General features: G+C 31.2%; 20 protein-coding genes. 2 read left to right on the top strand and 18 right to left on the bottom strand.

Translation table 11 applies throughout. The features are described from left to right. Positions 1-240 precede the first annotated feature (240 nt). The 11 genes from NST64_RS05315 to NST64_RS05265 all read right to left on the bottom strand — a co-directional run bounded on the left by NST64_RS05315 (position 241) and on the right by NST64_RS05265 (position 15,743). Positions 241-1,908, bottom strand: coding sequence for a formate--tetrahydrofolate ligase (locus tag NST64_RS05315; RefSeq protein ID WP_002448301.1), 1,668 nt, complete (start codon positions 1,906-1,908; stop codon positions 241-243). 248 nt (positions 1,909-2,156) lie between these two features. Continuing rightward, positions 2,157-3,146, bottom strand: a complete 990-nt coding sequence (gene ccpA / locus NST64_RS05310; protein ID WP_049335900.1) for a catabolite control protein A — start codon at positions 3,144-3,146, stop codon at positions 2,157-2,159. 262 nt (positions 3,147-3,408) lie between these two features. Then, entirely contained in the window at positions 3,409-4,500 is a 1,092-nt protein-coding gene (locus tag NST64_RS05305; RefSeq protein WP_002448300.1) for a bifunctional 3-deoxy-7-phosphoheptulonate synthase/chorismate mutase, read from the bottom strand. 221 nt (positions 4,501-4,721) lie between these two features. Continuing rightward, positions 4,722-7,187: a hypothetical protein gene (locus NST64_RS05300; protein WP_340731100.1), complete on the bottom strand. Its 2,466-nt coding sequence runs from the start codon at positions 7,185-7,187 to the stop codon at positions 4,722-4,724. A 71-nt stretch (positions 7,188-7,258) separates the two neighbouring features. Continuing rightward, a complete protein-coding gene (locus tag NST64_RS05295) occupies positions 7,259-7,756 on the bottom strand; it encodes a DUF948 domain-containing protein (RefSeq protein WP_002449680.1) in 498 nt (165 codons plus the stop codon). A gap of 77 nt (positions 7,757-7,833) precedes the next feature. Further along, positions 7,834-9,147, bottom strand: a complete 1,314-nt coding sequence (murC, locus tag NST64_RS05290; RefSeq protein WP_049418236.1) for a UDP-N-acetylmuramate--L-alanine ligase — start codon at positions 9,145-9,147, stop codon at positions 7,834-7,836. A gap of 21 nt (positions 9,148-9,168) precedes the next feature. Then, positions 9,169-12,726 carry a DNA translocase FtsK gene (locus NST64_RS05285; protein ID WP_107632414.1) on the bottom strand — a complete coding sequence of 1,186 codons (3,558 nt, stop codon included), beginning with the start codon at positions 12,724-12,726 and terminating at the stop codon, positions 9,169-9,171. A 24-nt stretch (positions 12,727-12,750) separates the two neighbouring features. Further along, positions 12,751-13,347 carry a YtpR family tRNA-binding protein gene (gene ytpR, locus NST64_RS05280; protein WP_002449679.1) on the bottom strand — a complete coding sequence of 199 codons (597 nt, stop codon included), beginning with the start codon at positions 13,345-13,347 and terminating at the stop codon, positions 12,751-12,753. A 28-nt stretch (positions 13,348-13,375) separates the two neighbouring features. Beyond that, complete coding sequence (locus NST64_RS05275; RefSeq protein ID WP_002449685.1) at positions 13,376-14,230, bottom strand: DUF1444 domain-containing protein; 855 nt, start codon at positions 14,228-14,230, stop codon at positions 13,376-13,378. A 117-nt stretch (positions 14,231-14,347) separates the two neighbouring features. Continuing rightward, positions 14,348-14,659 carry a thioredoxin family protein gene (locus NST64_RS05270; protein WP_002449688.1) on the bottom strand — a complete coding sequence of 104 codons (312 nt, stop codon included), beginning with the start codon at positions 14,657-14,659 and terminating at the stop codon, positions 14,348-14,350. Between the two features lies 1 nt (position 14,660). Then, complete coding sequence (locus NST64_RS05265; RefSeq protein ID WP_049418240.1) at positions 14,661-15,743, bottom strand: M42 family metallopeptidase; 1,083 nt, start codon at positions 15,741-15,743, stop codon at positions 14,661-14,663. Between the two features lie 92 nt (positions 15,744-15,835). Here NST64_RS05265 and NST64_RS05260 point away from each other — a divergent pair, with 92 nt between their 5' ends. Further along, positions 15,836-16,153 carry a PepSY domain-containing protein gene (locus NST64_RS05260; RefSeq protein ID WP_039984215.1) on the top strand — a complete coding sequence of 106 codons (318 nt, stop codon included), beginning with the start codon at positions 15,836-15,838 and terminating at the stop codon, positions 16,151-16,153. A 368-nt stretch (positions 16,154-16,521) separates the two neighbouring features. On the opposite strand, the gene trmB is transcribed toward NST64_RS05260, so the two are convergent. The 7 genes from trmB to NST64_RS05225 all read right to left on the bottom strand — a co-directional run bounded on the left by trmB (position 16,522) and on the right by NST64_RS05225 (position 23,490). Beyond that, positions 16,522-17,163, bottom strand: coding sequence for a tRNA (guanosine(46)-N7)-methyltransferase TrmB (gene trmB, locus NST64_RS05255; RefSeq protein ID WP_002449690.1), 642 nt, complete (start codon positions 17,161-17,163; stop codon positions 16,522-16,524). A 13-nt stretch (positions 17,164-17,176) separates the two neighbouring features. Further along, positions 17,177-17,968 carry a phosphotransferase family protein gene (locus NST64_RS05250; protein ID WP_002449686.1) on the bottom strand — a complete coding sequence of 264 codons (792 nt, stop codon included), beginning with the start codon at positions 17,966-17,968 and terminating at the stop codon, positions 17,177-17,179. A gap of 337 nt (positions 17,969-18,305) precedes the next feature. Further along, complete coding sequence (dat, locus tag NST64_RS05245) at positions 18,306-19,157, bottom strand: D-amino-acid transaminase (RefSeq protein WP_002449691.1); 852 nt, start codon at positions 19,155-19,157, stop codon at positions 18,306-18,308. A 3-nt stretch (positions 19,158-19,160) separates the two neighbouring features. Beyond that, positions 19,161-20,570, bottom strand: a complete 1,410-nt coding sequence (gene pepV, locus NST64_RS05240; RefSeq protein ID WP_002449683.1) for a dipeptidase PepV — start codon at positions 20,568-20,570, stop codon at positions 19,161-19,163. A gap of 141 nt (positions 20,571-20,711) precedes the next feature. Further along, on the bottom strand, positions 20,712-21,143 hold the full coding sequence (locus NST64_RS05235) for a YtxH domain-containing protein (protein ID WP_002449677.1): 432 nt from the start codon (positions 21,141-21,143) through the stop codon (positions 20,712-20,714). Positions 21,144-21,169: 26 nt separating this feature from the next. After that, positions 21,170-21,856 (bottom strand): pseudouridine synthase, encoded by a 687-nt coding sequence (locus NST64_RS05230; RefSeq protein ID WP_002449689.1) that lies wholly within the window; start codon positions 21,854-21,856, stop codon positions 21,170-21,172. Beyond that, positions 21,853-23,490 carry a putative polysaccharide biosynthesis protein gene (locus NST64_RS05225; RefSeq protein ID WP_049418243.1) on the bottom strand — a complete coding sequence of 546 codons (1,638 nt, stop codon included), beginning with the start codon at positions 23,488-23,490 and terminating at the stop codon, positions 21,853-21,855. The genes NST64_RS05230 and NST64_RS05225 overlap by 4 nt, the downstream gene beginning before the upstream one ends. A gap of 276 nt (positions 23,491-23,766) precedes the next feature. On the opposite strand from NST64_RS05225, the gene NST64_RS05220 reads away from it, so the two are divergent. Next, positions 23,767-25,023 carry a BaiN/RdsA family NAD(P)/FAD-dependent oxidoreductase gene (locus NST64_RS05220; RefSeq protein WP_002449694.1) on the top strand — a complete coding sequence of 419 codons (1,257 nt, stop codon included), beginning with the start codon at positions 23,767-23,769 and terminating at the stop codon, positions 25,021-25,023.

Here is a 25,023-nt window from a genome sequence, read left to right as displayed (position 1 = left end):
TAATTTAAATAGTTTATGAGTATTGAATTTAAAAGACTTTTAAAATAAATGTATGATAGTAATAACACAAAATATCGATATATCATTTAAATTACCTGAAATTCGTCTTTTAATTGGTTTTGCCGCTAAATTACTTGTCTTTTCACATGCAGTTTTACCAACAAAATGATGAAATTTGTTGGTAAAACAAAGAAACGTCTGAGACAGTAAAAGTCTCAAACGTTTTTTCTTTAATCTAAATTAGAATAATCCTACTGCATGACCTTCATCAGTGACATCCATGTTTAATGCCGCTGGTTTTTTAGGTAATCCCGGCATTGTCATAATTGCACCTGTTAATGCAACAATAAATCCAGCGCCTGTTTTAGCTTCTAATTCTCTGATAGTTATATCAAAATCAGTTGGTGCGCCTAAAGCGGTTGCATCATCACTAAATGAGTACTGTGTTTTAGCCATACAGATTGGATATTTGCCCCATCCATTGTCGGTAAATTCTTTTAATTGTCTTTTTGCTTTTTTACTGAACGTTACTGAAGAACCACCATAGATTTCTTTTACAATTGTTTCAATTTTTTCTTCTAATGATTGATCTAAATCATACAAGAATTTAAATTCTTGTGGTTGATCGATGACTTCAAGAACTTGATTAGCAAGATCAACGCCACCTTTACCACCTTTCTCCCATACTTCTGTTAAGGCAATTCGTACATTATTTTCTTTAGCCCAAGCTTTAACTGCTTCAGTTTCATCTTCAGTATCATGTACAAATGCATTTAAAGCAACCACAGGTTCTACTCCAAATTTTCTAATATTATTAACATGACGCTCTAAATTAACAATACCAGATTTAACTGCTTCGACATTTTCTTCTTTTAGATTATCTTTAGCAACACCTCCATGCATTTTTAACGCACGAACAGTAGCTACTAGGACAACTGCAGAAGGTTCAAAGCCTGCTTCACGTGCTTTGATGTCTATAAATTTTTCAGCGCCTAAATCTGAACCAAAGCCTGCTTCTGTAACAACAATATCTGCCAAATCACGTGCAGTTTCAGTTGCTAAAATCGAGTTACAACCATGAGCAATATTAGCAAATGGCCCACCATGTACAAGTGCTGGTGTTCCTTCAATAGTTTGTACTAAATTAGGTTTAATTGCATCTTTAAGTATCATTGCAAGAGCGCCTTCAACTTTTAAGTCTGCAACAGTAATTGGTTTACGTTCACGAGTATAACCAACTGTAATACGACTGATTTTTTCTTTTAAATCATTAATATTACGAGCTAAACATAAAATCGCCATTATTTCAGATGCTACAGTGATATTGAAACCATCTTCACGTGGAACACCGTTAGTTGGTCCACCTAACCCAACGATGACATTACGTAATGCACGATCATTCATATCAAGTACACGTTTCCATTCAACACGACGTACATCAATTGCTAAATCATTACCTTGATGAATGTGATTGTCTATAAATGCTGATAATGCATTATTCGCTGTTGTAATTGCATGGAAATCACCGTTAAAGTGTAAATTAATATCTTCCATAGGTAAAACCTGCGCATATCCCCCACCAGTAGCGCCACCTTTAATTCCGAAAGTTGGCCCTAAAGCAGGTTCACGCAAAGCAACCATAACATTTTTATTTAACTCATTAAAAGCATCAGCTAAGCCTACTGTGACAGTTGATTTACCTTCACCAGCTGGTGTAGGACTCATTGCAGTTACTAAGACAACTTTACCTTTTTCATCTCTTGATTGAATTTGATTAATATCAATTTTAGCTTTGTAGTGTCCATATTGCTCTAAAGCATGTTCAGGTATTCCTGCTTTTTTCGCAATGTCTCCAATTGATTTTAATTCTGATTGATTAGCAATATCTAAATCTGATAAATGTGCCAAATTATTTCAACCCCTTGTTTAAAATAAATTTTATGTAATAAGATATTTAGAAATAACTACCAAACCATCTTACTACTTTATAATAACTAACAAATAAATATATGTCGAATACTTGATAGCGCTTACAAAAATTTAATTTTATTTATAATCAATTTAGCAATATTAAAAGGGTTTACATAATTTTATTATAGTAACTTATATATTAAAAAAGGATAAAATTTTGATTTTATCCTTTTTTTCACATTACTTTAATTAGTAGTGTTTCGATATTCAATTCTATGTGGTAAAACTACATTAGGTTCTGCAATGTCTTCTTCATTCATAAATTTAGTAAGAAGACGCATACCTACTGCCCCGATGTCATATAATGGTTGAATGACACTAGATAGTTTAGGTCTAACCATTTCTACCAAACGCGTATTATTAAAACTAACGATTTGTAGTTCTTCTGGAACTTTTATTCCAGCATCAAGAGCACTATGCAAAATACCAATTGCTTGTTCATCACTAATAGATAATATAGCATCAGGCAAATTATTTTTTAATTTTTCAAAGACATTCACTCCGTCTTTATAGCTTTCTGAACCTGATAATTCTATAGTGTTATTTAACTTTAATTGATGTTTGTTTAAAGCATCCTTTAAACCACTTAGTACATCTTCTTGAGCCTTTTTAGAATAATCTCCACTTACAAGTACAAAATCTTTTGCGCCTGTTTTAATAAGTTGTTCTGTAACTTCTCTGGCAGCTTTAGCAAAATCGATATTAACAGATGCGATATTGTCATCTTTACCATTTGTTCCAGATACTACTACTGGAACTGAAGAATGATTAATTAAATCTTTGATTTCATCAGAAATTGTACCACCTAAAAAGATAATGCCATCTACTTGTTTACTTAACAAATTATTAAAAATTTCTTTTTCTTTTTCTGGATCATTGTCTGAATTAGAAATGATAGAGTGGTACTTATACATTGTTGCAATATCTTCAATACCTCTAGCAAGTTGAGAATAATAAATATTAGAGATATCGGGTATAATAACGCCTACTGTAGTTGTACGTTTACTAGCTAGTCCTCTTGCAACAGCATTTGGTCTATAATTTAATCTTTGAATAACATCATTTACTTTTTTACGTGTTTCTGGTTTTACATTTTGATTGCCATTAACTACTCGTGATACAGTTGCCATAGATACACGAGCTTCTCTAGCTACATCATATATAGTTACCGTCATAATTTCCTCCTTGTAAGCGTTTCATTTATTATTATTACGTGTTTTCATTTCATTTTCAAAGTTTATCATAAATTGGTAATGTGTCAAATATATAAGACTTATATTCACAATTGTGTCAAATTTTAGTTAATAGATTTAATAAAATCAAAATAAAACTATTCGTTTTAACTAAAAAAGAACAATATAGAAGTTAAATATAAAGCTTTCTATATTGCCCTAAATTTTAGTAAAATGAATAGCTAGTAAATTAAAGGATGATGTTTTATTTAAGTTGTTTAGAGTTGTACATGTCAGCTAATGGCTTTAATTCATTATAAAATTTGTCAAACTCATTTAAATCCATTTGTTGACCACTATCACTTAAAGCTACTGATGGATTTGGATGTACTTCTGCCATTACTCCGTCTGCACCCACTGCAAGTGCTGCTTTTGCAGTCGGTAACATAATATCCTTACGTCCTGTACTATGTGTAACATCTACCATTACTGGTAAGTGAGTACCTTGTTTTAAGATAGGTACGGCAGAAATATCAAGTGTATTACGAGTAGCTTTTTCATAAGTACGAATACCACGTTCACATAGAATAATATTTTTATTACCTTGAGAAGCAATGTATTCAGCTGCAAATGTAAATTCCTCAATAGTAGCTGATAAACCACGTTTTAATAAGATTGGCTTATTTGTACGTCCAGCTTCTTTAAGTAATTCAAAATTTTGCATATTTCTTGCACCAATTTGGAAGACATCTAAGTATTCATCAGCAATTTCGAAATCAGCTGGATTTACAATTTCACTAACAACATTAAGATTGAACTTATCTTTAACATTTTTCAATATTTTAAGCCCTTCAATTCCTAATCCTTGGAAATCGTATGGTGATGTTCTTGGTTTAAATGCACCGCCTCTAATGAATTTCTCACCTTTGGCTTGTAAATCACGAGCTACTGCATCAACTTGTTCTTGAGATTCAACAGAGCATGGACCAAATACAAATGATTTATTTCCATCACCAATAACTCCACCGTTATCAAATTTTACAATTGTATCTTCCGGTTTTAATTTTCTTGAAACATATAAGTGTTTTTCATTTTCTGATTTTTGTAAATCAGTAGACGCTTTAAAGATTTCTTTAAACAATTGTTTAATTACATTATCATTAAATGGTCCGTTATTACGATCCATTAATTCATTAATCATTTCTTTTTCTCGTTGAGGGTCATAAACTTTAGTACCTTGCTTAATTTTTTCTTCTCCTATTTTTTGAGCTAATTCCCCTCTTTTTGATAATAAGTCTAGAATTTGATTATTAATTGAAATTATCTCTTCCCTGTATTGTTCTAACTTTGTAGACATTCATACTCACCTCAATAAATTTTACTATACTGAATTATATTACTTTAAAGCGGTAAAATAATTGTATTTAGATAGTATTCTAACAATTACATTAAAAATGTTCAACTATAAATCGAATAAATTTTCTAATATTTCTGAATTATTAAAAATAATATAATTAATAATACTATATAAAGAATTAAAAGAGCAATGTAAAATATTACACTGCTCTTTTAAAAATATTAATCATTAAATGTACGTTTTTCTATTTTACTATTTGCTTTTTCAGCTCTTTGTTGTTGCTTTGGCGTTTTGTTTTTATTTTGATTTTTTTGATTCTGATTTTTACGTTTTTGATTATGTTTTTTATTTTTTTGATTTGAATTTGATTGAGATGGTTGATGTTGGTGAGTAATAACTCCTTTTTCAAATTTAGCATCATGGTGAGTTTGTTTATTTTTTGTTATTTCTTCATCTTTATTAAATGACTTATGATTTTTAGTTATCAAATTAGGCACTTTATCATATTTAGAAGATGTTATTGGTGCCTCCTCAAATAATTTTTGAGTATTACTTGCTACATCTTTATTATCTTTTAACTTAGCTTGCTTAGTTCTAGCTGCCGATGCAATTTTAGAAGCTTGTGATTCATTTTCGCTGTTTTGAGTTTGATGACTTCTTGCTGGATTAGATAATTGATTTATTTCTGATTCATTTTGAACTGCACGACGTTGTGCTGCAAGTGCATCTGTTTCTTCTTGTTTTTCATCTTTAGCGATTGCTTCTTTTTTGGCTTCTTGTATTTCTTGCGCTTGTGGTGATTCGTCTGCTAAATTACTTGATGTTTCTGATTGAATTGCTCGACGTTGTGCTGCAAGTGCATCTGTTTCTTCTTGTTTTTCATCTTTAGCAATTGCTTCTTTTTTGGCTTCTTGTATTTCTTGCGCTTGTGGCGATTCGTCTGCTAAATTACTTGATGTTTCTGATTGAATTGCTCGACGTTGTGCTGCAAGTGCATCTGTTTCTTCTTGTTTTTCATCTTTAGCAATTGCTTCTTTTTTGGCTTCTTGTATTTCTTGCGCTTGTGGTGATTCGTCTGCCAAGTTGCTTGATGTTTCTGATTGAATTGCTCGGCGTTGTGCTGCAAGTGCATCTGTTTCTTCTTGTTTTTCATCTTTAGCAATTGCTTCTTTTTTGGCTTCTTGTATTTCTTGCGCTTGTGGTGATTCGTCTGCCAAATGATTTGACAACTCATCTTTAATAGCATTTTGTTGTGCTACAATTTCTTCTGCACTATTATGTTCATTATTAAAATAATTATTTTCTTTTACTGTAGTTTCAGCTTTAGCTTCTTGTATTTCTTTTGCTAATGGTGATTCATCTGCTAAATGATTTGATGTTTCTGATTGAATTGCTCGACGTTGTGCTGCAAGCTCATCGGAAGAAATACCTGTATTTTTTCTATTTTTTAAGTCTTCAATTTTATGTCTTACATTATCAATTGTTTCTTCTGTTTGTTGTTTAATACTATAATAATTATCTTTAACTTCTTGTTCTTTTGCTTTTAAATCATCAATTTTTTGGTTTGCTTTATTTTTAGTTAAAAGTCCAATAGTTGAGCCAATGATTGCACCAGTAATAAAGCTAACAACAAAACGTTTACGAGACTTAAATCTCGGATCGTTATAATAAGTTTTATAATCAATCTCTTGATTAGTATCACTAGCATCTTGATTTGAGAATTTTGGATGATTATAACTCTCATAGTCATCACGATTATAATGTGGTGTATTAACAAAGTTGTTTTGATCTAGTTGATTTACACCATGACCGTGTAAGTCATTACCTGAGTTATTTGTCTCAAATGCATCTCTATCGTAATGTTTTGTCGCATTTGTGTACACATCACCATTAGGTTGATTTACGCCATGACCATGTAAGTCATTACCTGAGTTATTTGTTTCAAATGTATCTCTATCGTAGTGTTTTGTCGCACTACTTTGCGCTACGTCTTCTTGTTGATTTGCACCTCTACCATGTAAATCATTGCTAGTGTTGTTCGTTTCAAATGCATCTCTATCGTAATGTTTTGTCGCATTTGTATGCACATCACCATTAGGTTGATTTACGCCACGACCATGTAAGTCATTACCTGAGTTATTTGTCTCAAATGCATCTCTATCGTAATGTTTTGTCGCATTTGTATGCACATCACCATTAGGTTGATTTACGCCACGACCATGTAAGTCATTACCTGAGTTATTTGTCTCAAATGCATCTCTATCGTAATGTTTTGTCGCATTTGTGTACACATCACCATTAGGTTGATTTACGCCATGACCATGTAAGTCATTACCTGAGTTATTTGTTTCAAATGCATCTCTATCGTAGTGTTTTGTTGCATTACTTTGTGCTACGTCCTCTTGTTGATTCGCACCTCTACCATGTAAATCATTACCAGTGTTGTTCGTTTCAAATGCATCTCTATCGTAATGTTTTGTCGCATTACTTTGCGCTACGTCCTCTTGTTGATTCGCACCTCTACCATGTAAATCATTACCAGTGTTGTTCGTTTCAAATGTATCTCTATCGTAGTGTTTTGTCGCACTACTTTGCGCTACGTCTTCTTGTTGATTCGCACCTCTACCATGTAAATCATTGCTAGTGTTGTTCGTCTCAAATGAGTCACGATTATATTTCTTACTCATATTTATTCCTCCTATAAGAAATGCACTTAAACAAGTAAAAACCTCATTTAAGTGCATTTGATTGAATCATATTAAAAGTTTTTCTCAACGTTTGTAGTGTAATTTTGATTTGCATCATTAGCTACAGAGTTAGCTCTGTAGTTTGCACTTCCTCTACGATAGTGTCTATTTTGCCATTTGTCAGCAATTTCCATTGCAACATTTGACCATTGAACTACTTGAGAAATTTTATCTTCATTTTGAGAAATATTATGTGTGATTGAGTTAGTTACACGATCAACTGAGCTATTTAGAGTTTGAACTGAGTCGCCAATACCTTTAACACCATCAACAACAGAGTTTAAACGTTCAACTTTACCTTGAATGTCTTCAGTTAAGCGATTAGCTTTATGAAGTAAATCAGTAGTTTCACGAGTAATACCTTGAACTTGACCTTCAACACCATCAAGTGTTTTAGCCACATGATCTAAATTTTTCTTAACTGAAATTAAAACTACGACAATTCCAATACATAAAATTAAGAATGCGATTGCAGCAATAATTCCAGCAATTGGTAAAATCCAATGCATAAAAAACGCCTCCTAAATATTCTTTTAAAATAAAAGTCATTAATTATAAATACCCATAATAATTATATATAAACATATTAGAATTCTTTTGACATACCAATTTTTTCTTCATAAGCACGTTGAATTTTTTGAATATCTCCGGCGCCCATAAATAGAATAACAGCATTATCAAATTTTTCTAATACATCAATACTATTTTCATCGATTAACGCAGATCCGTCAATACGATTTATTAAATCTTGGATAGTTAATTCTCCAGTATTTTCACGTATTGAACCAAAAATTTCACATAAAAATACGTGGTCTGCTTTACTTAATGCATCAGCAAATTCATCTAAGAAAGCTTGAGTTCTTGAAAACGTATGAGGTTGGAATACTGCAACGACATCTTTATTTGGATATTTTTTTCGTGCTGTTTCAATTGTAGCACTAATTTCTCTTGGATGGTGAGCATAATCGTCTACTAATACTTGTTTTGAAACAAAAGTTTCATTAAAGCGACGTTTTACACCACCAAATGTTTCTAAAGCTTCTTTAATATTATTAACATCCATTTTTTCAAGATAACTAATTGTAATGACTGCTAAGGCATTTTGAACATTATGATTACCATATTGTGGTGTTAAAAATTGATTATAGTATTCTCCATTAATATACACATCAAACTGAGTACCATTTTCAGTTATTTGTATATTATCTGCATATACATCATCGTTTTTACTAAGACCATAATAATAAATAGGTACATCTGCTTTTAAATTTCTTAAATGTTCATCATCTCCCCAAGCAATAATAGCTTTTTTTACATTATTTGCCATTTCTTGGAAAGCACTAGCAACATCGTCGATATTTTTAAAATAATCAGGATGGTCATAATCAATATTTGTCATAATTGCATAATCTGGGTGATAGCTTAAAAAGTGACGTCTATATTCACACGCTTCAAATGCAAAATAATCACTACCTGGTAAACCCATTCCTGTACCATCACCAATTAAGAATGATGTTTTCTTGTCTCCATTCATAACGTGAGATAATAAACCAGTTGTAGACGTTTTACCATGAGCACCTGTAACTGCTACCGATGTATATTGATTAATGACTTGACCAAGAAAATCATGATATCTAATCACATCCAACTTTAATTCATGTGCTCTAACAATTTCTTCATGTGTATCAGGAAATGCATTACCTTGAATAACTACCATTCCTTCATGTATATTATCTACACTAAATGGTAAAATTTTAATCCCTTTATTTTTAAGTGCTCCTTCTGTAAATACATATTTTTCAATATCTGAACCTTGAACTTCATGTCCTAAATCGTGCATAATTTGTGCTAATGAACTCATTCCTGCACCTTTAATTCCGACAAAATGATAATGCGTCATATCCATTAAACTCCTTTAAAATTAATCTTTCTTTAAATCTGCCTCAGTAATAAATACATCTCTTGGTTTAGAGCCGTTTGCTCCAGATATATAATCTAATTGTTCTAATTGATCGACGATTCTTGCTGCACGATTATAACCAATTTGAAAATGTCGTTGGATTAATGAAGTAGATATATGTCCTTCTTTGACCATAAAACTACAAACATCATCAAATAATTCATCTCGTGCTTGAGTTTGAGTCTTTTTCAATAATTCTTTTTCTTCAAATAAATATTCTGGTTCTCTTTGTGCTTTGATGAAATCAACGACATCATCAATTTCTTCATCAGATACAAATGTACCTTGTACACGTATAGGTTTATTCATACCACTACCTAAATATAGCATATCACCATACCCTAATAGTCTTTCAGCGCCTCCACTATCAATAATAGTTCTAGAATCCACGCTTGAAGACACCATAAATGCAATACGAGTTGGTATATTAGCTTTAATAAGTCCAGTAATAACATTAACTGAAGGTCTTTGTGTTGCTACTAACATATGAATTCCACATGCTCTCGCTTTTTGAGCAATTCTAGCAATAGATTGTTCTACCTCTTGTGGAGCCATCATCATTAAATCTGCTAATTCATCAATAACAATGACTATTTTAGGCATACGTTGTTCGTAAGACGCTTTTTTATTAAAAGCAGTAATATTACGTACGTGATATTTTGCAAACAGTTTATAACGTCTTTCCATCTCTTCAACAGCCCACTTTAAACTTTGAGTAGCTGCTTTAACATCTGTAATAACTGGTGAAACAAGATGTGGTAAGTCATTATATGGCGCTAATTCAACCATTTTTGGATCAATCAATAATAATCTCAATTCTTCTGGATGATTTTTATATAATAATGACATTAATATACTGTTAATACATACAGATTTACCTGAACCTGTCGCCCCAGCTATTAAAGCATGAGGCGTTTTAGCAATATCCATTAATAATGGCTCGTTATTAATCCGATTCCCCATAGCCACTGTTAATTTAGATTCAGTATTTTTAAACTTAGGCGATTCTAAGATTGATTTTAAACTTACTTTTGAAGAATTTTGGTTTGGTACTTCAATACCTACTAAGCTTGTACCTGGAATAGGTGCTTCAATTCTTATATCTTTAGCGGCCAATGCCATCTTTAAATCATCTTGCAAAGCAGTAATTCTCGAAACTTTCACACCTTTTTCAACAGCTAACTCAAATCGTGTTACACTTGGACCTACAGTCACATTTTGAACTTCTGCAGGAACGTTAAAGTAATAAAACGCATCATTTAATTCTTGTTTTTTCTCTTCAATCCATGAGTTATCAATTTGATGAATTTCCGGATCTTCTAATAATTCAAGACTTGGTAATTTAATATTAGGGCCTTTTCTAATCGTAGCTTTACTTTCGTGTTGTTCGTTTTCATCTTGCTCTTCATTCTGAGTATTTAATGTCATAGATATGGCTTGTGTATTTTCATTTTGTACATTTGAAAGTTCACTCGTTTCATCTTCTTGATTATCTTGAAGTGATTGTTCATTAATATTCTTTTTAATATGCTCTTCATGATTATTAGTCGCTTTTACTGATGGACTTGAACTTGGTATACTAACTGATTTACGTTCCAATTTTGTTTCTGGTTTTAATTCTGGAACGGTAACTTTATTAGATTTTTTGAATTTTTTAGCATCCATCAAATGCTTCTTGTCAGATGGCGTCATCACAACGTTAAAAGGTTTACTACCCGGAATGATTGAAGATTTAATAGATGATGAAACATCCTCATTTTCAACGATTTGTTTGTCATCATCTTCTAATTTTTCCCCTTCAGTGTTAGATGATGAGTCATGAACTGAATCATTGTTATGTTCAACTTGTTCAGAAGCATACTCAGTATCTGTTTCAATTGCATTATCAATTGAATGGTCAATGTCATCATCGTTATGATTTGATTGTTTAGTTATATCTTCATTCGAAGAAACGTTCATCTCATGATACTTTGCTTCCTCTACTTCTTCTTTTGAAGTATAATTATCTTCTTGCAATTTATTAACTTTACTTAAATGAGCATCTTCATTTTTATTAAGATGATGATGTTTGTCTTTAGTTGAATGTATAGGTGCTACGTTAAGATTATCTTCTGACAATTGATCATCATTATGTTCGTCTGTAGATGTCGTATCATTAACTTCTCGTATTTCTACATCTTTATCATTAACAGTTTGAATATTTGGGACAGATTTCAAATCAATTTCTTCATATTGATACTGCTCGTCATCGTCATCATAATTAGACGTATTTGAATCAGTTTGAGTCCCTTCATCAATCACATGATTATCCGTAGTATTCTCATTTGTGTCTTCCATTTTATCAGTACTATCTTCTGTATGTGTCGTTCTCTCTTCATCATTATTTTCTTCATGATCTAGAGAACTCTCTCCAGTGTACTGCTTAGCTTGATTTGCATACATTTCATCAATGACTTTTTGGATTTCGTTATCACTATCCGATGATTGTTGACGCTTATTCTGTAAAGCTTCTTTAAATTTACGTTTTTGTTGTGCTTTTTTTTCTCTTTCACGTCTAATTTCTTCTACTATTTGTGACGCATAAATATTCTCAATATTCACCGTATTATCTTTTTGAGAAAAATTAGGAACTTTACTTTTTGAAGATGTAGTTTCATAAATATTAGAATTTTGATCATTAATAATTGAAACATCAGTATCTTCATACTTAGTTTGATTCAACGGTTCATTTTTAGACTTGCTTATATTTGTTTTTACATCATTATCAGATACTCGTTGTGCTGTTTGATCTTGTGTTGAATTATTTTTATCGTCATTATGATTATCATCATTTTCATTCTCTTTTAATGGAGGGATAACACCATTTTCAATTGGTCGGCGTTTTTTTGTACCAAATACTGCAGATGGTACTTCTGAAGTTCTAAAGCTTGAATGGTGATATGTAGAATTCGATGTCGTTTTATAGTTTGATTTAAAACGCTCCGATTGTAATTTCACATGAGAATGATTATTTGTATACTTATGATATTGAGAAGTCGTTTTTCTATTATTGTTTTCATTTAATTGTGCACTATTCAACGACTTATTACGTTTATTAGAAGGTCTTTCTTTAATTGAAGGCACTCCAGTATCATCATGATTTGTATACTGTCTTCTTCTGCGTCTTCGAGTATCTGTTGCACTATCATAAGTTTGAGGATAGTCATTATTATCTATTTCATCATAACTATAAGCGTCATAACCAAATTCTTTATCACTTTTAGATGATTTCTGCGACATATATTCATCTTCATCAACTTCTCTGTAAACCGCTTCATCATATGTTTCAGCATCTTGCCCTAAATCAATAGGAAAACGAAATTTTCCACGCGGACGATCATAGATATCATCATTTTCAGGAAGTAAGGTATGCTCACCATTCTTTTGTGTTTCTGAGTTATGTCGACGTTTATTTTTTCGTCTTAGTAATTCTTCATCAGAATGTTTATCATTGCCAAATAATTCATCAAACCAACTCATACATCCACATCCTTCCTAGTTTTTTTAATCAAAAAATGCATTGCCTACTTTATAATCATCAGACAATACCATGATTCCTTTTTCTTGAGGTGCATTAGGCAAGTTCAATTCTCTCATTGAACAAATCATACCACTTGATGCCACACCACGTAATTCAGCATCTTTAATTACCATGCCACTTGGCATAACTGCACCAACTTTAGCTACGACAACTTTTTGACCTGCTTCTACATTTGGCGCACCACACACGATTTGTAGTTTTTCACTACTAACATCAACTTTCAAAATACTTAATTTATCTGCATTAGGATGCTTTTCTTTAGTTTCTACATAGCCTACAACAAATTTAGGTGATAAATCCGCTTCAAGTTGATAATCAAAACCTGCATTTGTAATTGATTGCTGTATAGCTTCTACAAGCGTTTCATTTAATTTAATATGACCATTACTATTAACTGAATATACTTTTGAAAAATCGAAAATATTAAATCCAACAATTTGATTTTCATGTTTAATAGCAACCACATTATTTTTTATTTCATATTCAAAAGGCCCATCTGTTGGTTCAATTTGTAAAAATGCAACGTCCCCTACGCCTTCTTTATTATAAAATAAATTCATTTAAATTCTCCTTTTGACGTATTATTAGTTATTTTTTATTAAATTTTTTACGATTAGCTTCTAAACGTTGAATAACGTTTGGATCTCTTTTTTGCTTATTATTTTTTCCTAAAATAAAAATCGGCTCTAAATGTTCTTTTTTATAACCAAATGAAAGTGACGTTATAGGTACAAGTCCCTTAGTAAAAAATTCCATCGTCAAGTGTGCCATAACGTCATAGCCTGTTTTATTGCGTATATCAGCAATAATTAATACATCTTGATGAGGAACAGCGACTAACATTTCACCTTCACATTGAGCTTCAATTTCATTTAAAAATTTTGTATTTAAAATACGACTCGCATCATATCCGTCATTTGAATTGATAAAATAAAAAATATTTCCTTTTACTTCATCTGTTTTATATTTATTCTCAAGTTTACGTATATTAAACAACGACATTTCTTTAATTTGTTGTGAAGTTAAACCTAGTGTTTTTAACATACTTTCATCAATTAATCGGTACGATTTTCCTAAATCAAGTGCATAATAAATATTAGTTTCTGCAGTATGTTCTTCAATAACAAATTGATGACCTTCTTTAGTTTTTTTATCAAAACTAGTTGATCTTATTACAGGCATAACTTGAATATCTTTCATTTTAGATAGACCATTATCATCCATTTGCGCAATGGCCTCTTCAACATAATAGATAATTTCATCAATGATTTTCTCTTTTTGTTCTTCATACTTTGCTACAATTGCATTAAGCTTGATAGTTACGCCTTTAAAATTATCTCGTCTATATATACGTAATGTTTCTTCTTCACGATCAAACTTAAAATCAACGTCTAAATGCTTTAAACGTTGTTTTAATGTATCTCTCATTTGAAAGACGTTCATATTAAAACACTCCTATTTTCGCACCTTACAATATTTTACAATAAAAAGAGCTTCAATTACAGAAAAATTAGGCTATTCTTTCATATAGATAAGAAAATTTAAGTCCTAATTACTCATTTACACATATTGACTTAAAAATGAATCTATTTGTTCGATTGATTTTCGTTCTTTTCCAATATAACTTCCCATTAATTCACCATTTTTATATACGAGAAAGCTTGGAATACCCATGATATCATTTTCAATTGCTAAATCTATAAATTTATCTCGATCTACTGATACAAATTTAAAATTAGAGTATTTTTTTTCTAATTTCGGTAAATCCGGTTCAATCACTTTACAATCTGGACACCATCCAGCTGTAAATTCAAATACCGTTTGTTCATTTTTTAATTCTTCAAATTGTTTTTCAGTTTCTAATGTAATCATATTATTTCTCCTCACTTTGAAATTGTAATGTTAAAATGTTTTCATTTGTTAAGTGACTCACAGCTTGTTTTAATAATTCACGCGCAGCATAATAATCTCTAATATCAAATACCGCATCTGTACTATGAATATATCGTGCACATACACCTATAACTGCTGTAGGTACACCTTTATTTGCTTTATGGATTTCTCCCCCATCTGTACCACCTGGTGAAATATAATATTGTGAACGAATATCAAATGTATCAACTAACTCCAGTAGATAGTCTCTGAAACGTGGAGAGAGAATCATCGTACCATCTTTAATTCGAATTAATGTTCCTTCACCTAATTGACCAGATAATTGCTGCTTACCTTTAATATCATTTGCAGGAGAACAATCTACAACGAATGCTATATCTGGTTGTATTAATTCAGTTGATGCTTTCGCACCTCTTAATCCAACTTCTTCTTGGACGTTTGCACCCACATATAAATCTACATCTAATTCTACATCTTTGAGTAATTCTAATATTTCAATTGCTAAGACACAACCGTAACGATTATCCCATGCCTTAGCACTATATCGATGTTCAGATAATTGAGTGAATGGTGTAAAAGGAACAATTGTGTCCCCTATTTCTATTCCACGTGATCGAACTTCTTTATCACTTTCTGCTCCTATATCTAACATTAAATCTTTAATCTCAGGAACCCCTTCATTACCTGTTCTAAAATGTTTTGGTATATTCGAAACGACGCCTACAATTTTTTCACCATTTCTATTTTTAACCTGCAGTCGTTGTCCTTGCCATATATCATTAGATACACCGCCTAAGTTAGTAAACTGTAACATGCCATTTTGAGTGATGTTCGTAATCATAAAGCCAATTTCATCCATATGAGCCGCTACCATCACACGCTTTGCATTTTGTTTTTTTGATTTTTTTATACCAAAAACACTTCCCAAATGAGTTGTTATCACTTCATCTACAAATGGGGTCATTTCTTTTTTCATGTAGTCACGTACTTCTTCTTCAAAGCCTGGTGCTCCATGTAATTCTGTTAATGTTTTTATACGAAGTAAAGTTTTATCGTTTTCCATTACATAAACACACTCCTTAAATTTATTATATCATTTTGATTATGGTAAACTAATAATAAGAACTATTAATAGAAAGGTTAGATTCGATAATTATGACTCGTCAAACTATAAAATATATCTCCATTCCCATCGTAATAACTATAGGAGCATCTACGGCTTTTATACTCTATCATACATTGAAAAACAAAAAAGTAAAAAATCCGGATAGAATATTAGAGGAAGTAAAATCATATTTTATGGATATTAAAGGTTCTTACATTCTTCATGAACCTTTGCAAAATAAAGAGCAATATTTAAATCGTTTTGTTTATCAAGGTGGTATTACTCAAAATAAAAACAACCGTGATATAGAGTATACCTTCTATGCTGATGCACACACAGGTGAAATACTTACTATTGAAGAAAATTAATATTATTTTTTGATATTTAAAAAATATTTTAATACTTTTTTCACTTCATATTTATATTTTAAATTACATTTGTTTGATGTTTTTATTAATTTTTTATCATTTTCGAACTTAACAGTAAAGTAACGATTACTATGATAATACAAAAATCAATCATCATTTTGGATGAGATATGGACTAAATTTTTCTTTTTTTCTTACATATTGCATTGGATGTTTATCATATGTACTTATCCATAAATTTAAATAACAATGTATTTAGCACATATGTACTTATATGTATCATAAAGAGCAATAAATGATAAAACAACACACGAGCGTAAGAATGTATTTTCTTCTTACGCTCGTGTGTTGGATTTAATATATTATTTATTAATTTTTATGAAATTTGGCTTCCATTCTATAAATACGGGAACCTTTATCAGAAAATTTTTTCTCATATTCAGTTAATATATTATCTTCATCATCTTCATCATGAAGATTTAAATTTAACTTTGTAAAATACATTCCATATTGTGACATGCTTTCAAGACTATAAGCAAATAAACCTCTATTATCTGTTTTAAAATGTATTTCTCCATCTTCTTTAAGAATTTGTTCATATAAAGCTAAAAAAGTTCGATACGTTAAACGACGTTTTGCATGTCTTTTTTTAGGCCAAGGATCCGAGAAATTTAAATAAATTCTAGATACTTCATTCTCTTTAAAGTACTCATTTAATTCAATTGCATCATTGCAAATCATTTTTAAATTTGTAAGTCCTTTATCTTTTACTTTATCAAGCACTTTATACATAACGCTTTTTTCACGTTCTAAAGAAACAAAATTAATTTCAGGATGTTGCTCTGCAAGTGTAGTTATAAATTGTCCCATTCCTGAACCGATTTCAATATAGATTGGCTGTTTCTTATCAAACCAATCACTCATTTTGCCAGCATGTGAACCATCCATGTCTACTAGGTCAGGATGTTCTTTCAAATAATCTTCTGCCCATGGTTTATAACGGACTCTCATGTATTAAATCTCCTTAAATAAATAAATTACTATTCATTACCTCATTTAAAAATTTGAGCCATGTGTTCATATCTTTAAATCTTTTTTGTTCTTCATACCATTGAATCATGCCGATTGATTGAATCACAGTATACCATTTCATACGTTTATTTAAGTCCATACTTTCTTTAACACCATAAGTATTAAACCAGTTAGACCATTGTTGTTTTGGAACGTAGTTGTATAGCAGCATACCAATATCGATGGCTGGATCAGCAATCATGGCACCTTCCCAATCTACTAAAAATAGCTCATCACGATCAGAAAGTAACCAGTTATTATGATTAACATCACCATGAACTACTGTAAAGAAACGTGAATCTAAATTAGGAATATGGTCTTCCAAGTAAGTTAATGCTTTTCGAATAATATGATGGGTTAATACGTCTCTAGATAAAGAAGCATTAATTTTCTTTAACATAATATTTGGGGTAATAGGTTCCATTTCCATACGTTTTAACATATTAAGTAGTGGTTTTGAACCATGTATTTTTTTGAGAAGTTCAGCAACTCTTCTTTGAGACATTTCTGATGATGTAAGTTCTCTACCATTTTTCCAATGTTGTGCTGTTACAACTTCGCCTGTTTCAATACGTTTTGTCCAAACTAACTTAGGCACAATACCTTCTGCAGATAATGCTGCAATAAATGGATTTGAGTTACGCTTAAGAAATAATTTTTGTCCATCTTGTTCAGCCATATACGCCTCTCCAGATGCTCCACCTGCAGAATCAAGCGTCCACCCTAATTGATAAAACTGCTCCAACTCGTTCACCTCACTTTCAACTAGAAAATGGCTCGAGAAATATAGTTTTTCAAGAGCCATATATCTAATTTAATCATCGCTTTTTATCTAACGATTATATTTCTAACTTTGTTTTTGTTATAATGGTAAAATTATTATTTAAATGTCCCCAAATTATTTGAATTTTTTACCTTATCTCTTTAATCACTCAATGATGATTTTATAATTTTTAGCTTGATTTTTCAACTGAAAATGAGAAACAAAATGATACATTTTACTAGTATGAAAAAGCTAAAATCCCGAATGCTTTATAAATATTATAACATATCATATACATCATCGTTGAAGAAATTTAAAGTTAATTGATACTTTTTGATTCAATATATTTTTCGAATCCTTCTTGTAATTTTTTAGTAATTGGACCTACTTTACCATCATTTACAATTTCGCCATCAATCTTTACGACAGGTGTTACTTCAGCAGAAGTACTAGACACAATGACTTCATCTGCATTTTTTAAGAAATCAACTGTAAATGTTTCTTCATTAAATGGTATGTTGTAATCTTCAGCAACCCATTTAATTACTTTTCGAGTAATACCATTTAAAATGTAATTATTAACGGGGTGTGTATAGATTTCGCCATCTTTAATCGCATACACATTACTTGACGCACCTTCAGTAACAGTTTCTTCTCTATGTTGAATGGCTTCTGTTGCGTTATATTTAACTGCATATTCTTTAGCAAGAACATTTCCTAATAAGTTTAAACTTTTAATATCACAACGTAACCATCTAATATCTTCAACAGTTACAGTATTAATGCCATTTTCAAAGTCGTCATATGGACGATCATAACTTTTAGCAAATGCCATAATAACAGGTTTAACTTCTGGAGTTGGGAAAGAATGGTTTCTTGGTGCTACACCTCTTGTCGCTTGAATATAAATTCCACCATTTTGAATGTCATTGATTTTTAAAAGTTGTCTTACAATATCTGTTAGCTCCTCGACAGTATAACCTAAATCGATTTGAATTTCACTCGCACTTCTAAGGAACCTTTCAAAGTGTTCAGTTACTGTAAATAATTTACCGTTGTATGCACGAATATATTCATATATACCATCTCCAAATACATAACCCCGGTCTTCATAAGAAACTTTTGCGTCTTCTTGATTTAAAAATTCTCCGTTAATAAATACTTTTGTCATTATTTATCCCTCCACACATAGTGAATAAATTGCTTCTAAATAGATACTTGTTGCGTTGAATAATTGTTTTTTAGTAATATATTCATTCTTTTGATGCATTAAATCCTCTGAATCTTCAAACATAGCTCCAAATGCGACACCTTTGTCTAAATTACGTGCATAAGTGCCTCCACCAATTGTATAAGGTTCTGTCATATCACCCGTTTGATTTCTATAAGCAGTGACAAGTTTTTGTACAAATGGATCATTTTTATCTACAAAATGAGGTTGTTGAACTTTACCTAATTCTATTTCAAACCCTTGAGATTTGATTTCATTTTTAAAACGTTCTAAAGCAGTTTCAAATTCGAAGCCTTTAGGATAACGTAAATTGATACCAAATTTGCCACCTTTTTCTTTATCATACGTAATGATACCTACGTTTGTTGTCACGTCTCCCATGACATCAGTATGGAACTTCATACCCATTTTTTCGCCAAAATGAGATTCATGTAAATAACGATTACTAAATTCAGCGAATTCTTTTGCAGTTTGATTAAGATTCAAAGTTGATAGGAAGTCAATAAGATATAAACCAGCATTCATACCAAGTGAAGGATCCATACCATGGACGGCTTTCCCTTCAACAGTTAATACCAATTCACCATTATCTACAACCGCTTCACCTTCTAATTGTTGTTGGTCTAGATAATATTCGAAATGTTGAACTACGTCTGTCATATTTTTTTCAACCAAAATGTGTGCTTTAGCATGATCAGGAACCATATTATAGCGTTGACCAGATTCAAATGAAAGAAGTGTTGCTTCTGAATGATCAGTATGAGGTGAGCTTACATTTTGGACTAAATCAAATGTTGTAATTCCTTTTTCTCCATGAATAGCAGGGAATTCAGCATCTGGTGCAAAACCTAAAGCAGGCATTTCTTCTGTTTCGAAATATCTTTCTGTACATTTCCAGTCAGATTCTTCATCTGTACCAATAATAATATGAATACGTTTTTTCCAATCTACATTCATTTCATTTAAAATTTTAACTGCATAGTAAGCTGCGATAGTTGGACCTTTATCATCAAGTGTGCCTCTTGCCACAATAGCATCATCTGTTACAACAGGTTTAAATGGATCAGAGTCCCAACCGTCTCCAGCAGGAACAACATCTACATGACATAAAATTCCCAATACATCTTCACCTTGACCTGCTTCAATTCTTCCAGCAATATGATCAACATCATGGGTAGAAAAACCATCTCTTTGAGCAATTTTATACATATAATCAAGCGCTTCACGAGGTCCAGGACCAACTGGTGCTTCCTCTGAAGCTTGATTATCATCTCTCACACTCTTGATTGAAAGTAATCCATTTAAATCTTCAATAATTTGACTTTCATATTCTTGTACTTTTTCTTTCCACATTAGAGATCAACTTCCTTTTCAATAGATATACCTATTATTTTACATAAATCTAGTATTAAATGACAACAAGATGTCAGAAAATTTCATAGTATATAAAAAAAGAAGTGAGAAAAAATTTTCTCACTTCTTTAAAATTTAAATTTAATGTCTATCATCTAAGGCATTATGATTGTTTTTTAAATCTTCTTCAGTGACTACTCTTAAATTATTATTAACAGTTGCGCCACCTTCATCATCGAATTTACCTTCTGCTAATTCATGTGTGTCATTTTTTTTAGTATTCACATTAGTGAATTTAGATTTTTCATCTTGTAATAAAGATTTAGGATCATTTTTTAAACGATTTGCATAACCTTGTGGGTCATTCTTTACATTTTGAATTGTTTCATTTGCTTTTGAACTAATATCATTAACTAGTCCTTTCGCATTTTGTTTATAGCCTTCTGGATTTTCTTTATATTTATTATACTCAGCTTTTAATTTATTTCTGCTACTTTCACGTGATAATGCTACTGCAGCCGCTGCCGCACCAATTCCTGCCACAATTCTTAATAAACCTGCACGTTTAGCCATCATATTACCCCTTTTCTCTTTTATTACTATAAAAGTTTTAACTCTTCTGAAGTTAGTAAACGATACTCTCCAGATTTTAAGTTTTCATCTAACGTCAAATTAGAAATTTTAAGACGTTTTAATTCTAATACCTCATTATCAATTGAATGAAACATTCTTTTCACTTGATGATACTTTCCTTCATAAATAGTAACTAAAGATACATTATGATCTAGTTTTTCAAGTTGTGCTGGTTTTACTTTGCCATCTGATAATTCAATTCCATTTTTAAAAGCAATAATATCTTCGTTTTTAATAGGGTATTTAGAAGTTACTTTATAAGTTTTAGACACATGTTTAGATGGACTCATTAAATTATGGTTAAATTGCCCATCATTAGTAATAAGTAATAAACCTTCAGTATCTTTATCTAGTCTGCCTACTGGAAATAAATCAAGATGGCGGTAATCAGCAATAAGATCTATCACTGTTTGATTTATATCATCATAAGTAGCAGAAACATATCCTTTAGGCTTATTTAACATAATATAAACATGATTAATATACTCTATTATTTTGCCATCTACAGTAATTTCATCTTGCTCAGGATCTACTTGGGATTTAGGCGATTTTTCCACTTTATCATTAACTTTGACACTATTTTTCTTTAAAAGCTGCTTTACCTCAGTACGCGTGCCAACTCCCATATTCGATAAAAATTTATCTAATCTCATCTTAAAAATCCAACTTTACGTCTAATTTTTTCTGGTAATTCACCAAGAAATTGATCAGCTAATCGATTTTTAATTGTGATACTACCATACACTAAAGAGCCTACAATAACCCCAACGAGTAATATAATCATTGCTCCAAATTTACGTTCTACAGGGACAAAATGACCTAAAATTAAGTAAACAATTTCCACACTAATCATCATGATTAAACTATAAATAAAAATTTTCGCTACTTGCACAAATGTTTCTGTAAATTCATATTTCGCATATATTTTTAAAATAAAGAAATTTGCTGTAATCGCAAAACTCAATGCAATAGCAGTACTTAAAATTGCTCCTGCAGTATGGAAAGTCATAATTAATGGAATATTAAGTGCTAACTTTAATACAACGGCTCCTAAAATGACAAACACTGTCAATTTTTGTTTGTCTATACCTTGTAACATCGAAGCAGTAACACTAAGTAAAGAAATTAATATTGCTACAGGGGCATAGATAAATAACATTTTGTTTCCATCTGGATTATATTGATAGAAAACTGTATATAAAGGTGCAGCCAGCGCCATTATTCCTAAACTTGCTGGAACTGTAATATACATTAATACACCGATTGATGTTTTAATTTGACGATGCATTTCAGTTAAACGACCTTCTGCATATGTTTTAGTAATATATGGTATTAAACTTACCGCAAAACCTGCTGCAAGTGATGTTGGAATCATTACAATTTTATTGGTTGTAAAGTTTAATATCGTAAAGAAATAATCTTTATTTGCATGGAATCCTGCTGCATCTAGTGCATTGTTATGTGTAAATTGATCAACAAGGTTAAATAATGGGAAGTTTAAACTAACAATTACAAACGGAATACTGTATGCAATAATTTCTTTATACATTCTTCCATAAGAAATGTCTAATCCTGTACGATCAGACTCTACCATTTTTTGAATGTGAGGTTTACGTTTTTTCCAGTAATACCAAAGAGTAAATAAACCTGCAATTGCTCCCACAGCGGCTGCGAATGTAGCTACACCATTAGCTTGTAGATATGTACCATGAAAAACATTTAAAACTAAATAACTACCTATTAATATAAATATAATTCTGGCTAATTGTTCAGTAACTTCAGATACAGCAGTTGGACCCATCGATTGATAACCTTGGAATACCCCTCTCCATGTTGCTAATAGTGGGATAAAAACCACTACTATACTGATGATACGAATAATCCAAGTAATCTCTGGTACTGTCCATCCACCTTTTCCTTCTTTTTGACCTAAAGTAATAACTGCAATATCAGGTGCTAAATAAAACAATATTAAAAATCCTATAATACCTGATATCGACATTACGATAAAACTCGATTTATAGAGTTTCTGTCCAACTCTATATGCTCCTATTGCATTATACTTTGCTACAAATTTTGAAGCTGCTAAAGGCACTCCAGCTGTCGCGACAGCAATAGCAATATTATAAGGAACATAAGCATAGTTAAATGGCGCTAACTTTTCCTCCGCATTTGCACCCATAATCGCATAAAAAGGAATTACAAATAAAACACCTAGAATTTTAGTAATTAAAATACTAAATGTTATCAAAAAGGTTCCGCGCACCATTTCCTTATTTTCACTCATATTCAATCTTCCTATCTTTAATTTAATCAAACTATGTCGTTATACATCTGTCTAAACTAAGGACTTGCATTACTATAAAATATATCACAAAATACTTATTGTTTCTCGTTTCTTTTTAAGTTTTTTTGTCAATTATTCTCACTATTATTAACTAAAAATATTGTAAGTTCTTTTATTTATGTATTTAATACACTTTTTAAGGCAAACTTCTACTTCAGTTCGCAAAATAATAAGTATTTATGTAGAATATAGATGTATGATAACGGAGGTTAATATATGTATCAAACAATAATCATTGGCGGTGGACCAAGTGGATTAATGGCAGCAGTTGCTGCGAGTGAAAATAGTAGTAAGGTTCTATTAATCGAAAAGAAAAAAGGTCTTGGAAGAAAATTAAAAATTTCTGGTGGTGGTAGATGTAATGTGACTAATCGTCTACCTTACGAAGAAATCATCAAAAATATACCAGGAAATGGTAAATTTTTATATAGTCCATTTTCAAAATTTGATAACGAATCCATAATAGAATTTTTTGAAAGTCGTGGTATAAAATTAAAAGAAGAAGATCATGGAAGAATGTTTCCAGTTTCAAACAAATCACAAGATATTGTTGATACTTTAGTTAATACAATTAAGAATAACAACGTTGAAATTAAAGAAGAAACTGTTGTTAATGACATTTCTAAAAATGATCAATCTTTTATAGTAAAAACACAAGATGACGAATTTGAATCAAAAACAGTTATTATTGCGACTGGTGGAACAAGCGTCCCCCAAACTGGATCCACAGGTGATGGCTACAGATTTGCTAAAAATCTAGGCCACACTATTACTGAATTATTCCCTACTGAAGTTCCTATTACATCTAGTGAATCTTTTATTAAAAATAAAACACTTAAAGGCTTAAGTTTAAAAAATGTAGAATTATCAGTTTTAAAGAAAAATGGTAAAAAACGTATTAGTCATCAAATGGATATGATTTTTACACACTTTGGTGTAAGTGGACCAGCTGCATTACGTTGTAGCCAATTCGTTTATAAAGAACAAAAAAATCAGAAAAAACAAGACATACAATTACAATTAGATGTATTTCCAGAGATTTCTTTACAAGATTTAGAAAATAAAATAAAGAAAATCTTAAGCGAAGAACCAGACAAATATATAAAAAATGCACTGCGTGGTTTAATAGAAGAAAGATATTTATTGTTTATGCTAGAACAAGCTGATATTAATGAAAATACAACATTTCATCATCTTTCAAATCCACAGTTGACTCACCTCGCAGAACATTTCAAACAATTCATTTTCACTGTTAATGGTACCCTTTCAATTGAAAGAGCATTTGTTACGGGTGGTGGCGTTTCTCTTAAAGAAATATGGCCTAAAACAATGATGTCAAAAATTCAACCTGGTTTATTTTTATGTGGAGAAGTATTAGACATTCATGGGTATACAGGCGGCTACAATATTACAAGTGCTTTAGTTACCGGCCACGTCGCTGGAAGCGAAGCTAGACAATTTATATATACTTAA

The organism is Staphylococcus sp. FSL W8-1268 (assembly GCF_038003965.1).
Taxonomy (GTDB): domain Bacteria; phylum Bacillota; class Bacilli; order Staphylococcales; family Staphylococcaceae; genus Staphylococcus; species Staphylococcus hominis.
This window is presented reverse-complemented; position numbering and strand designations above follow the sequence as displayed.